Here is a 12,441-nt window from a genome sequence, read left to right on the forward strand (position 1 = left end):
TATTTCAAACAATTGTTTGGGGGAAGAGCTCTCTTCCCCCAACGAAAGCTACGCGTTGACCAGCTTCTTCACCCGGTCCTTGCGGCGGTCCTCGTGGCGCTTGAGCAGGTCGGCCAGGTATCGGCCGGTCCAGCTCTTGGAGCTGGCGGCCACCTGCTCGGGGGTCCCCTGGGCGACGATCTCGCCGCCGCCGTCGCCGCCCTCGGGGCCGAAGTCGACGATCCAGTCGGCGGTCTTCACGACGTCGAGATTGTGCTCGATCACCACCACGGTGTTGCCCTGGTCGGCCAGTTCGTGGAGCACCTCCAGCAGCTTCTTCACGTCCTCGAAGTGCAGGCCGGTGGTGGGTTCGTCGAGGATGTAGAGGGTCTTGCCGGTGGCCTTGCGCGACAGCTCCTTGGAGAGCTTCACCCGCTGGGCCTCGCCGCCGGACAGGGTGGTGGCCGACTGGCCGACCTGGACATAGCCCAGGCCCACGCGCTTCAGCGTATCCATCTTGTCGCGCACCGGCGGCACGGCTTTGAAGAAGTCGGCGGCCTCCTCGACGGTCATGTCCAGGACCTCGGAGATCGACTTGCCCTTGAACAGCACCTCCAGGGTCTCGCGGTTGTAGCGCTTGCCGTGGCAGACGTCGCAGGTGACGTAGACGTCGGGCAGGAAGTGCATCTCGATCTTGATCAGGCCGTCGCCCTGGCAGGCCTCGCAGCGGCCGCCCTTGACGTTGAAGCTGAAGCGGCCGGGGCCGTAGCCGCGGGCCTTGGACTCCGGCAGGCCGGCGAACCAGTCGCGGATCGGCTGGAAGGCGCCGGTATAGGTGGCCGGGTTGGAGCGCGGGGTGCGGCCGATGGGGGACTGGTCGATGTCGATCACCTTGTCGAACATCTCCAGCCCCTCGATCTTCTCGTGGGGGGCCGGCACGTCGGAGGCGTTGTGCAGCCGCCGCGCGGCGGCCTTGTAGAGGGTCTCGATGGTGAAGGTGGACTTGCCGCCGCCCGAGACGCCGGTGATGCAGGTGAAGGTGCCGGCCGGGATCTCGGCGGTGACGTTCTTCAGGTTGTTGCCGGTGGCGCCGATGACGCGCAGCACCTTCTTCTTGGAGATCGGCCGGCGGTCCTGGGGCACGGCGATCTCGCGCGCGCCGGAGAGGTACTGGCCGGTGATGCTGTTGGGATTGGCCATGACCTCGGCGGCCGTGCCCTCGGCGATGATCTCCCCGCCGTGCACGCCGGCGGCGGGTCCCATGTCGATGACATAGTCGGCCGTCAGGATCGCCTCCTCGTCGTGCTCCACCACCAGTACGGAGTTGCCCAGGTCGCGCAGGCCCTTGAGGCTGGTGAGCAGGCGGGTGTTGTCGCGCTGGTGCAGGCCGATGGAGGGTTCGTCCAGCACATAGAGCACGCCGGTCAGGCCTGAGCCGATCTGGCTGGCCAGGCGGATGCGCTGGCTCTCGCCCCCCGACAGCGTGCCCGAGGCGCGGCTGAGATTGAGGTAGTCCAGGCCGACGTTCACCAGGAACCGCAGGCGATCATTGATCTCCTTCAGGATCCGCCGGGCGATCTCCATCTGCTTGTCGGTGAGGCTGGTCTCCAGGCCTGTGAACCATTCCTCGGCGTGGCGGATCGACAGGCGCGAGACCTGGCCGACATGCTGGCCGGCGATCTTCACCGCCAGGCTCTCGGGCTTCAGGCGATAGCCCTCGCAGGCCTCGCAGGGGGTCTCCGACTGATAGCGGCCCAGCTCCTCGCGCACCCAGGAACTGTCGGTCTCCCGCCAGCGGCGCTCCAGGTTCGGCAGCACGCCCTCGAAGGTCTTGTTGACCTCGTACTTCCGGGCGTTGTCGTCATAGACGAACTTGATCTTGTCGGCGCCCGATCCGTAGAGGACCACCTTGCGGGCCTGCTCGGGCAGCTTCCACCAGGGGTCGTCCATCGAGAAGCCGTAGTGGCGCGACAGGGCCTGCAGGGTCTGGGTGTAGAGCGGGGAGGGGCCCTTGGACCAGGGTGACACCGCGCCCTTGTGCAGGGACTTGTCCTTGTCGGGCACAACCATGTCGGCGTCGAAGGCCAGCTTCATCCCCAGACCGTCGCAGACCGGGCAGGCGCCGTAGGGGTTGTTGAAGGAGAACAGCCGCGGCTCGATCTCGCTGATGGTGAAGCCGGAGACCGGGCAGGCGAACTTCTCGGAGAACAGCAGGCGCTTCGGCTCGGCCTCGCCCTCGGCCTTGTCGGCCCACTCGGCCACGGCGATGCCGTCGGCGAGCTTGAGCGCGGTCTCCAGGCTGTCGGCGTAGCGGCCCTCGAGGCCGGCCTTGGTCACCAGCCGGTCCACCACGATGTCGATGTCGTGCTTGAACTTCTTGTCCAGGACCGGGGCGTCCTCGATGGGGAAGAACTCGCCGTCGATCTTCAGCCGCTGGAAGCCGGCCCGCTGCCACTCGGCGATCTCCTTGCGGTACTCGCCCTTACGCCCGCGCACCACGGGGGCCAGCAGGTAGAGGCGCTCGCCCTCGGGCAGGGCGACGAGCTTGTCGACCATCATGGAGACGGTCTGGCTCTCGATGGGCAGGCCGGTGGCCGGCGAGTAGGGCACGCCCACCCGCGCCCACAGCAGGCGCATGTAGTCGTGGATCTCGGTGACGGTGCCGACCGTGGAGCGCGGATTGCGGCTGGTGGTCTTCTGCTCGATGGAGATGGCCGGGGACAGGCCCTCGATCAGGTCCACGTCGGGCTTGGACATCAGCTCCAGGAACTGGCGCGCATAGGCCGAGAGGCTCTCGACATAGCGGCGCTGGCCCTCAGCATAGATGGTGTCGAAGGCCAGCGAACTCTTGCCCGACCCCGACAGCCCGGTCAGCACCACCAGTTCGCCCCGCGGGATGTCCACGTTGACGTTCTTCAGATTGTGCTCCCGCGCGCCGCGCACGCGGATGAAGTTCAGCTGTTCGGCCATCTTGTCCTGAAACGCTCTTCACCCGCCGAGGGTCTCGACGGGACCGTTTAATGTAGTGAACGGACTCACGGATAACATGGGAACAATCGGAGAACAAACGTCGCAGGACGTCAGTCTCCGACCTCCGCACGCCGTGGGTCGCGCGCGGACTCTAACGCGCGGGCCGCCGAAAACTGTCAGCAGTGATCTGAGATCCTAGCCTTCGCGCTTGGCGTAGACCGGCGGGCGCTTCTCCAGGAAGGCGCGGACGCCCTCGCCGAAGTCGTCGTCCTGGGCGCAGAGGATCTGGTTGCGGTCCTCCATGGCGATCACCGCCTCAAGGCCGTTCGCGTCGATGGCGTGGTTCAGGGCCTCCTTGGTGAGGCGCAGGCCCAGCGGGGTGGCGTTGAGCATGTCCTTGGCGAAGGCGTCGGCCTCAGGTTCCAGGGCCTCCGGCGCCACGACGCGGCTGACCAGGCCGAGTTCGCGGGCGCGCTCGGCGTCGATGAAGCGGCCGGTCAGCATGAACTCGGCGGCCACCGAACTGCCCACCATGCGCGGCAGGAAGTAGCTGACCCCGATGTCGCAGGCCGACAGCCCGATGCGGATGAAGGCGGCGTTCATGCGCGTCCGCGGGGTGGCGATCCGCACATCCGACGCCAGGGCCAGGGCGAAGCCGCCGCCGCTGGCCGCCCCGTCGACGCAGGCGATGATCGGCTGCGGGCAGCGGCGCATGGCGATGACGATCTCGCTGATCTGCCGCTGGCCCGTCAGGCCGGCGCCCACCGAGCGCGGCGTCCCGTCGTTGGACCCGGAACGCTCCTTGAGGTCCAGGCCGGCGCAGAAGGCTCCGCCGGCGCCGCAGAGCACCACCACGCGGACGTCGCGGCGCCAGTAGAGGCCGACGAAGAAGTCGCGCAGCTCCTCCACCAGCTTGCGGTTCAGGGCGTTCAGCCGCTCGGGGCGGTTCATGGTGGCCCAGACGACGTCGCCGTCCATGCGCAGGTCCAGATGCTCGTAGGTCATGCTTGCCTCGTCTGTCCGCCGTTCGCGGGCGAGATCGCCCCGCGCGCATCTTCGCCCTGCGGCTCAGCTTGCTGCGCGTCTCCCTGGGGACCAAGCTGAACGCCCGATCCCTACGTCAGGCAAGCCGGGCTTTGACTGACCCAGCGGGACCCCGCGCAGCGTGACGGCAAGAGACGCGACAGGGAGGCGTTCAGGTGAACTTCGATTTTTCCGACGAACAGAAGCAGCTGCGCGACGAGGCGCGGAAGTTCCTCGCCGACCGCTGCGCGCCGACCGCGGTGCGCGCCATCCTGGAGGGGCCGGAGCCCTATGACCGGGCCCTGTGGAAGGGGCTCGGCGAGATGGGCTTCCTCGGCGCGGCCATTCCCGAGGAATATGGCGGCGTCGGCCTCGGACACCTGGAACTCTGCGTGATCGCCGAGGAGCTGGGGCGGGCCAATGCGCCGGTTCCCATGGCCTCCTCCATCTATCTGGCGGCCGAGGCCTTGATGCTGTGGGGAACCGAGGCGCAGAAGTCCGCCTGGCTGCCCAAGCTGGCCTCCGGCGCGGCGGTGGGGACCCTGGCGCTCGGCGAAGGCGTCGGCCGGGTCACCGAGCGCACGATCAAGGCCCAGGTGGCCGGCGGCAAGCTGTCGGGGGTCAAGATGCCCGTGGCCGACGGCGACGTGGCCGACGTCGCCGTGGTGGCGGCGCGGGATGGGAAGGGCGTCTCGCTCTATCTGGTGGATATGGCTGGGCCGGGCGTCGCCCGCGAGACCCTGGAGACCATCGACCCCACCCGCAGCCAGGCGCGCATCGTCTTCGATCAGGCCCCGGCGGAGCTGCTGGGGGAGGCCGGGCAGGGCTGGCGCCTGGTGTCGGACCTGCTGGACCGCGCCGCCGTCCTGATGGCCTTCGAGCAGGTGGGCGGCTCCGACCGCGCCCTGGAGATGGCCCGCGACTACGCCCTGGAGCGCATGGCCTTCGGCCGCCAGATCGGCTCGTTCCAGGCGATCAAGCACATGCTGGCCGACATGTACGTCGCCGCGACCCTCGCCCGCTCCAACGCCTATTACGGCGCCTGGGCGCTCTCGACGGGTTCGGCGGAGCTGCCGGTGGCGGCGGCCACGGCGCGGGTCTCGGCCACCCAGGCCTACCAGCACTGCGCCAAGAACAACATCCAGGTGCACGGCGGCATGGGCTTCACCTGGGCCTTCGACTGCCACCTGTTCTACCGCCGCGCCAACGCCCTGGCGGTGGCCCTCGGCTCCCAGACCACCTGGGAAGACCTGCTGATCGAACGCCTGCGCCGGCGCAATGACGCCCCCGTGGCGGCCTGAGGAGGATAGGCTCATGAACTTCGACGACACCCACCAGGAAGCCGCCTTCCGCGCCGAGGTCCGCGCCTGGATCGACGCCAACGCCCCCAAGGAGCTGGAGGCCGAACTCAAGCAGGCGACCTTCGGCAATTCGGGCCTCACCAGCGGCGATCCCATCGCGCTGGCCAAGGCCTGGCAGAAGAAGAAGGCCGACGCCGGCTGGGCCTGCCTGCATTGGCCCAAGGAGTATGGCGGCCGCGGCGCCACCCCCATCGAGCGGGTGATCTGGGGCCAGGAGGAGGGGGTCTATGGGTCCCTGGGCGGCCTGTTCATCATCGGCCACGGCATGTGCGGCCCGACCCTGATGGCCTGGGCCAGCGAGGAGCAGAAGCGCAGGCTGCTGCCGCCCCTGGCCTCGGGCGAGGAGGTCTGGTGCCAGCTGTTCTCCGAACCCGCCGGCGGCTCGGATCTGGCGGGCCTGCGGACCCGCGCCGAACCCGCCAATGACGGCACCGGCGACTGGATCATCCGGGGCCAGAAGATCTGGACGAGCGGCGCCCAGAACTCCGACTACGGCATCCTGATCACCCGCACCGATCCCGACGTGCCCAAGCACAAGGGCCTGACCATGTTCTGGCTGAGCATGAAATCGCCGGGCGTCGAGATCCGGCCGATCAAGCAGGCCAACGGCCAGTCGGGCTTCAACGAGGTGTTCTTCACCGACGTCCGCATCCCCGACGCCCAGCGGCTGGGGGCGGTGGGGCAGGGCTGGACGGTGTCGCTGACCACCCTGATGAACGAGCGCCTGTCCATCGGCTCGGGCATGCCCACCGGCTTCCCGGAGTTGTTCGACTACTGCCTCAACCTGGAGACCGAGGACGGCCCGGCGGTGGACAACGCCATGGTCCGCTCGCGCCTGGCCCAGTACGCGGTGAAGGCCAGCGGCCTCAAGTACACTGGCATGCGGGCGATCAGCGCGCTGTCCAAGGGCGAGACCCCGGGGCCGGAGAACTCCATCGGCAAGCTGGTGGCCGGGGCCTCCATGCAGGAGTTGGCGATGTTCGCCCTCGACCTGCAGGGGGAGACCGGGGTGATCAACGACCCGCGCCACGCCGAGGCCGCCCAGAAGTTCCAGGCCATGCTGCTGCGCTCGCCGGCCACCCGGGTCGAGGGCGGCACCGACGAGATCCTGCGCAACATCATCGCCGAGCGGGTGCTGGGCCTGCCGGGGGATATCCGGGTCGACAAGGACGTGCCCTTCAAGGACATCCCCACCAGCGGCAGCCGCTAGGGCTTGGCGGTGCGCAGGTCGGCGGCGGCCTTCAGGACGCGGAGCGCATTGCCGCCCCAGATCTTGGCGACGTCCTCCTTGCTGTAGCCCGCCGCCATCAGGCGGGCGGTGATCGCCGGATAGTCGGTGACGTCCTCCAGGCCCTCGATGCCCCCGCCGCCGTCGAAGTCGCCGGAGACGCCGACGTGGTCGACGCCGGCCACCTCGATGGCGTGCAGCATGTGCTTCATGAAGTCGTCGAGATTGGCGCGGGGGACCGGCCACTTGGCGTCGATGGCCTTCTTGCCGTCCAGGAAGGCCTTGCGCTGGGCCGGGGTCATGTCGCGGCCCGTCGCGCCCACCGAGGTCATCAGGGCGGCCAGGGCGGCGTCGCGTTCCGGGATCTTCGGCGTCGGGACCATGTAGTTGGAGAAGGCGTTGATCTGGATGACCCCGCCCTTGGCGGCCAGGGCCTTGAGCCGGGCGTCGTCGATGTTGCGCGGGTTGTCGAAGATCGCCTTCAGGCCCGAGTGGGAGAGGATGATGGGGGCCGTCGACAGCTCCAGCATCTGGTCCAGCACGTCGTCGGAGGCGTGGCTGGCGTCCAGCACGATCCCCAGGCGGTTGGCCTCGGCGACGAAGGCTTTCCCCTTGGGACTCAAGCCGTTCCACACCTTGCCCTTGGGGTCGGTGGAGGAGTCGGCCAGGTCGTTGTTGAGGAAGTGGACCGGCCCCATCATGCGGACGCCGAGATTGTAGAAGGTCTGCATCAGGGTGAGATCGGCCTCCACCGGCTGGCCGTTCTCCATGCTCATGAAGACCACCTTCTTGCCCGCCGCGACGATGGGGGCGGCCTCCTCGGCCCGGGTGGCCAGGGCGAACTGGGCGCCGTGCTTGGCCACCATCTCGTGGATCTCCACGGCCCGCAGCAGGGCCGCGTCGCGGCTCTTGGCGTCGCCCTCGGGGGTGCGGGGCCCCTGCGGGGTGAAGATGGCGAAGAAGCCGCCGTCGACCCCGCCGTCCACCATGCGCGGATAGTCCACCTGGCTGCCGTCAGCGCCCACCGAATGGCGGTCCATGATGTCCCAGCCGGCCCGGTGGAAGTTGGCCGGGGTGTCGAAGTGGGTGTCCAGCACGATGGCGGCCTTGTGGGCCTCGGCGGCTGGGGAGGCCGCCAGGGCCGGCAGGGCGCAGGACGCCCACAGGATCGCGAGCGGTACGGTCAAACGGTGCAAGGCGTCTCTCCCCAACTGAAGGCGAGAGGGTGTCGCCGATCCCGGCGCCGGCGCAAGCCTCAGCTGCGGTCGATCCGGGCGGCGAAGCAGCCGCGGCCTGCATTGTGGGCGTGCAGGTAGGCCGCCTGCGTGTTTTCGAACAGCCGCAGGATCAGGCCCTCCACCTCGGGCCCCGGGACCACCTCGGCGTCGAGCATCATGCCGGCCTCGTCGAAGGCGCGCAGCGAGATGGCCTTGCGGACGGTGAGCACCGGCGGGACCTCGTCGATGAAGGTGGCGGGGGCGGTGGCGGCCTCGTTGACGAAGATGGCGTGCTGGCTGCGGTAGGGGGTGGCCGCCGGCTGGTGCTCGTAGTTCAGCAACAGCAGGGTTTCGCCGGGGGCGGCGTCGGCCAGCAGGATGCGGCAGGGGAAACCGACGGGCGCGTCGGCGGTCATGCGGAGGACCCCGCGCCGCGCCAGCTCGGCGTCGGGAAGGCCGAACAGGGGCCGGAAGGGTTCGACCGGCAGGCCGGAAATCGTGAAGGCCATTGGGGTTGCTCCAAGTCAGAGGGCGTCGTGGAAGATGACGCCGAGGGTGTGACGGGTCCCTGAGCGCAGGCGGCTGACGCCGTGGCGCAGGGTGACGCGGTAGGGGCCGCGGGTCCCTTGGACCGGGCGGTGATGGACGGCGAAGACCACGGCGTCGCCCTGGCCCAGGGGCACGACCTCGGCGCGGGACTGCATGCGAGGCCGTTGTTCCGTCAGGACAAATTCGCCGCCGGTGAAGTCCTCGCCGGGCGCCGACAGCAGGACGGCGACCTGCAGGGGGAAGACGTGCTCGCCGTAGAGGTCCTGGTGCAGGCAGTTGTAGTCGCCGGGCCCGTACCGCAGCAGCAGCGGGGTGGGGCGGACCTGGCCGGCGGCGTGGCAGCGGGCGAGGAAGTCCTTGTGCTGCAAGGGATAGCGGACGGGGATCCCCATCGTCTCGTTCCAGCGGTTGGCGACGCCGACGAGGCGCGGATAGAGGCTCTCGCGCAGCTGCTGGACGACGCCCGGCAGGGGGTAGCCGAAGTAGCGGTATTCGCCCCTGCCGAAGCCGTGGCGGGCCATGACCACCCGGCTGCGGAAGCCGTCCTCCTGGCCATAGAGGGCGGCCAGGTCGCGGCACTGGGCGGGAGTCAGCAGGGCCGGGAGGACGGCGCAGCCATAGGCGTCGAGGTCGGCCGCGAGGGACGTGTCGGTGGTCATGGATGGAGAAGTCGGGCCTTTGCCGGCCGGGCTCAAGGGGGCGCCTGGAACACAGGTCCGGATTGCGCCAGGGCGCCCCGGGGCCTATATCCGCGGGCCTCAGAAGGAGCCTGACGACCATGCGCATGCCGACGGAACGAGCCCTCGTCCGCCACCCCCATGCCCTCAAGGTCGCCCATGCCCGCCCATCTGATCCTCGAGCGTCTGTCCTACGCAACGCCTGACGGCGTAAGCCTTTTCGACAATCTGAGCCTGGCCTTCGGGGCCGAGCGCACCGGCCTGGTGGGACGCAACGGGGTGGGCAAGACCACCCTGCTGCGGCTGATCGCGGGCGAACTGACGCCGGCCGCCGGCTCGGTCGCTGTCAGCGGCCGGATCGGAACCTTGAGCCAGGCGATGAGCCCGCCGCCGGGCGCCACGGTGGCCGACCTGCTTGGCGTCAGGGCCGACATTGACCGACAAGTGCGCATCGAAGACGGACGGGGTTCGGAGGAGGACTTCGCCAACGCCTTGTGGGACCTGGAGTCTCGCATCGAGCAGGCCTTGGCCGCCGTGGGCCTCCAAGGCCAGCATGTGGACCGCGAGGCCGCCACGCTCAGCGGCGGGGAGGCCACGCGGCTGGCGCTCGCCGCCCTGCTGATCGCCCAGCCCGACCTGATCCTGCTGGACGAGCCCACCAACAACCTGGACGCCGAGGCGCGGAGCCTGGTGGCCCAGGTGCTGCGCGGCTGGAAGGGCGGGGCCATCGTGGTCAGCCACGACCGCGCCCTGCTGCGCGAGATGGACAGGATCGTCGAGCTGTCGGGCCTGGGCGCCAAGGTCTATGGCGGAAACTACGACCTCTATCTGGACCGCAAGGCCGCCGAGGAGGCCGCCGCCGCGCAGGGCCTGGCCGCCGCCGAGCGCACGGTGGCCCGGGTCGCCCGCGAGGCGCAAGGAGCCCGCGAGAAGAAGGCGCGACGCGACGCCGCCGGCAAGCGCTTCGCCGCCTCGGGCAGCGCGCCGAAGATCCTGCTGGGGGCCATGGCCGAGCGGGCGGAGAACTCCGGGGCCCGCGAAGGTCGGCTGGCCGACAAGCTGGCCGAGCAGGCCGGCGCGGAGCTGGCCGACGCCCAGGCGAAGGTGGAGCGGCTGCGGCGGCTGGCCTTCGATCTGCCGTCCTGCGGCCTGGCGGCCGGCAAGGGGGTGTTGGCCTTCGAGGACGTCACCTTCGCCCATCCCGGCGGCCGGCCCCTGGCCTTCGACCTGCGGATGACCGGCCCCGAGCGGGTGGCGGTGACGGGCCCCAACGGGGCGGGGAAGACAACGATGATCGGCCTGGCGGTGGGGGCGCTGATGCCCGCCTCGGGCCGGGTGAGCCTCGGGGTGCGGGCGGCTGTGCTGGACCAGAAGACCGCGATGCTGCGGGACGACGAGACCCTGGTCGCCGCCTTCCGGCGGCTCAACCCCACGGCTGGCGACAACGCCGCCCGCGCGGCCCTGGCCCGCTTCCTGTTCCGCAATGTGGCGGCCGACAAGCGGGTGGGGTCCCTGAGCGGCGGGGAGCGGCTGCGGGCGGCGCTCGCCTGTGTGCTCTGCGCGCAGGCCCCGCCGCAACTGCTGATCCTGGACGAGCCCAGCAACCACCTGGACCTGGACTCGCTCTCCGCCATCGAGGCCGCCCTGCGCGGCTATGACGGGGCCCTGCTGGTGGTGAGCCACGACCGGGACTTCCTGGACGCGGTGGGGGTGGAGCGGGAGATCACCTTGGGTCCTTCTCCCCTTGCGGGAGAAGGTGTCAGCGCAGCTGACGGATGAGGGGTCGCACTCCGTTCCAAGACAATACCTCGTCATCCCGGCCGAAGCGTAGCGGAGAGCCGGGACCCAGGGGCGGTGCGCATGGCCCCTGGGTCCCGGATCGGCCTGTCGGCCGTCCGGGATGACGGGAATGGGTTTGCTTGAGGCGTTTATCGACCCCTCATTCGACCCTACTCCGCAGGGCGACCTTCTCCCGCAAGGGGAGAAGGCAACCTCCCGAAATACCCCCACAGCAGGGCGAACCCGGCGGCCACGGCCGGCAGGGCCAGCAGGATCGGGACGCTCATCGGCGCCCCCAGGCTCACCAGGCCCGCGGCGGTGACGCAGGCGCCCGCGCAGCCGAGGTCCCAGCCGCCCTCGGTGGCCATGTGGAAGCGGAAGGGGCAGGGCGACGCCTTGGCGAGGTTGTAGGCCGCCGCGCCGAGGGGCGGCAGCAGCAGGGGCATGAGTACGGCGCCCAGCGCGTGGGCGGCGACGGCCAGCCAGGGCAGCGGCAGGCTGCCGGCCCGCAGGATCACGATGGCCACGGCCACGGAATAGGCGATCAGCACCGCCCGGCGGCCGCCGCCGCCGTCCACGTGGCGGCCGACCCAGAGGCCGAAACAGGCCCCCACCAGGCCGGCGAGCGCCATGGCCCCGCCATAGGCGGCGATGCTCTCGCCCAGGGTCAGGAACAGGGCGATCTCCCAGACGAAGAAGTAGCAGGCGTCGAACCAGCCATCGATCACCAGCAGGGCGAAGGCCAGCCGCGAGGCGTGGAGGGCGCCCGGCGCCCGGGGGAGCACCGCCATGTTGGGCAGGGCCAGCAGGGGCAGGACGGCGAGGGCCTGGATCACCGCGATCCCGGCGAAGGCCCAGCGGGGCCCGAGCGTCAGCAGGGCCCAGGTCCCCAGCAGCGGCGAGGCGATGCTGAGCACGGCGATGAAGGCCTCGCGGGCCGCCACCTGGTGGCCGCGATGCTCGGCGTCCCCCAGCATGGCGAAATAGGTGTTGTAGGCCAGCCAGTAGCTGAGCTCCGCCACCGCCGTGACCGCCAGCAGGGCCAGGAGGGGCCCGTCCACCCCGCGCACCTCCGCCAGCAGGGGGAAGCGCAGGGCCATCATCAGGGTCCCGGCGATCAAGAGGGGCTTGAGCCCGACCCGCTTGGCCAGGGGCAACATCAGGGGGCGCAAGGTGAAACGGCCGGTGACGATGGCCGCCTGGGCCAGCAGGGCGTGGGGGACCGAGACCCCCGCCTTCAGCATCAGGACGAAGAAGAAGATGCTCCCCGCGCCCTGGGCCAAGGCCTGGACGCCGGAATGCAGGTTGACGCGATTGATCGCGTCATTGCGCAGAAATGCCATGGGTTACCGGAGGTCGAGATGGGTGAGTACGGGCCGCGCGGTGTGGCGCGGCGGGTGCGGGGGGCGTTCAGCCCGCGGTGCAGCCGGTACTCATATCTCGGGGTCTTCCCTCTTGATGCGAGGAAGGTGGCTGAGAGAACGGCGGTTGGCAAGGGGCCTAAAACCCTCGCCCCCTTCAGGAGGAGAGGGAAGGGTGAGGGGGCCTCCGCGCAGCGGAGGTTTCTTCGGTGGCGGGAGCGGTCGCGGCGTCTCAGCAGTCCCCCTCACCCTACCCTCTCCCCCAGGGGGGAGAGGGGGGCGGTCGTCGGGAACTGG

9 protein-coding genes and 1 pseudogene are annotated in these 12,441 nt (G+C 69.9%); 4 read left to right on the forward strand and 6 right to left on the reverse strand.

The genetic code is table 11. From position 1 onward, the window contains the following. Positions 1-48: 48 nt before the first annotated feature. Both uvrA and AC1RN5_RS05555 read right to left on the reverse strand, forming a co-directional pair. Complete coding sequence (gene uvrA / locus AC1RN5_RS05550) at positions 49-2,949, reverse strand: excinuclease ABC subunit UvrA (protein ID WP_493040247.1); 2,901 nt, start codon at positions 2,947-2,949, stop codon at positions 49-51. A gap of 195 nt (positions 2,950-3,144) precedes the next feature. Further along, a complete protein-coding gene (locus AC1RN5_RS05555; RefSeq protein WP_493040248.1) occupies positions 3,145-3,954 on the reverse strand; it encodes an enoyl-CoA hydratase/isomerase family protein in 810 nt (269 codons plus the stop codon). A 194-nt stretch (positions 3,955-4,148) separates the two neighbouring features. Here AC1RN5_RS05555 and AC1RN5_RS05560 point away from each other — a divergent pair, with 194 nt between their 5' ends. Continuing rightward, positions 4,149-5,273, forward strand: coding sequence for an acyl-CoA dehydrogenase family protein (locus tag AC1RN5_RS05560; RefSeq protein WP_493040249.1), 1,125 nt, complete (start codon positions 4,149-4,151; stop codon positions 5,271-5,273). A gap of 13 nt (positions 5,274-5,286) precedes the next feature. Further along, the gene (locus tag AC1RN5_RS05565) at positions 5,287-6,543 is read left to right on the forward strand and encodes an acyl-CoA dehydrogenase (RefSeq protein ID WP_493040250.1); all 1,257 of its coding nucleotides are present in this window, start codon (positions 5,287-5,289) and stop codon (positions 6,541-6,543) included. On the opposite strand, the gene AC1RN5_RS05570 is transcribed toward AC1RN5_RS05565, so the two are convergent. Genes AC1RN5_RS05570 through AC1RN5_RS05580 form a run of 3 tightly spaced genes read right to left on the reverse strand, consistent with a single transcriptional unit; the run spans position 6,540 to position 8,986 of the window. Beyond that, the gene (locus tag AC1RN5_RS05570; protein WP_493040251.1) at positions 6,540-7,757 is read right to left on the reverse strand and encodes a dipeptidase; all 1,218 of its coding nucleotides are present in this window, start codon (positions 7,755-7,757) and stop codon (positions 6,540-6,542) included. The genes AC1RN5_RS05565 and AC1RN5_RS05570 overlap by 4 nt on opposite strands. A gap of 59 nt (positions 7,758-7,816) precedes the next feature. Next, a complete protein-coding gene (locus tag AC1RN5_RS05575; protein WP_493040252.1) occupies positions 7,817-8,287 on the reverse strand; it encodes a DUF1203 domain-containing protein in 471 nt (156 codons plus the stop codon). 15 nt (positions 8,288-8,302) lie between these two features. Beyond that, positions 8,303-8,986 carry a 2OG-Fe(II) oxygenase gene (locus AC1RN5_RS05580; protein ID WP_493040253.1) on the reverse strand — a complete coding sequence of 228 codons (684 nt, stop codon included), beginning with the start codon at positions 8,984-8,986 and terminating at the stop codon, positions 8,303-8,305. Between the two features lie 177 nt (positions 8,987-9,163). Here AC1RN5_RS05580 and AC1RN5_RS05585 point away from each other — a divergent pair, with 177 nt between their 5' ends. Both AC1RN5_RS05585 and AC1RN5_RS05590 read left to right on the forward strand, forming a co-directional pair. Further along, a complete protein-coding gene (locus AC1RN5_RS05585; RefSeq protein WP_493040254.1) occupies positions 9,164-10,783 on the forward strand; it encodes an ABC-F family ATP-binding cassette domain-containing protein in 1,620 nt (539 codons plus the stop codon). 33 nt (positions 10,784-10,816) lie between these two features. Continuing rightward, positions 10,817-10,927 (forward strand): annotated as a pseudogene (locus AC1RN5_RS05590) (hypothetical protein); the annotation flags it as partial. Between the two features lie 26 nt (positions 10,928-10,953). Here the strand turns inward: AC1RN5_RS05590 and AC1RN5_RS05595 are convergent. Next, positions 10,954-12,126, reverse strand: coding sequence for an MFS transporter (locus tag AC1RN5_RS05595; protein WP_493040255.1), 1,173 nt, complete (start codon positions 12,124-12,126; stop codon positions 10,954-10,956). Positions 12,127-12,441: the final 315 nt, after the last annotated feature.

This window comes from Phenylobacterium sp. GW821-FHT12F10, assembly GCF_058806695.1.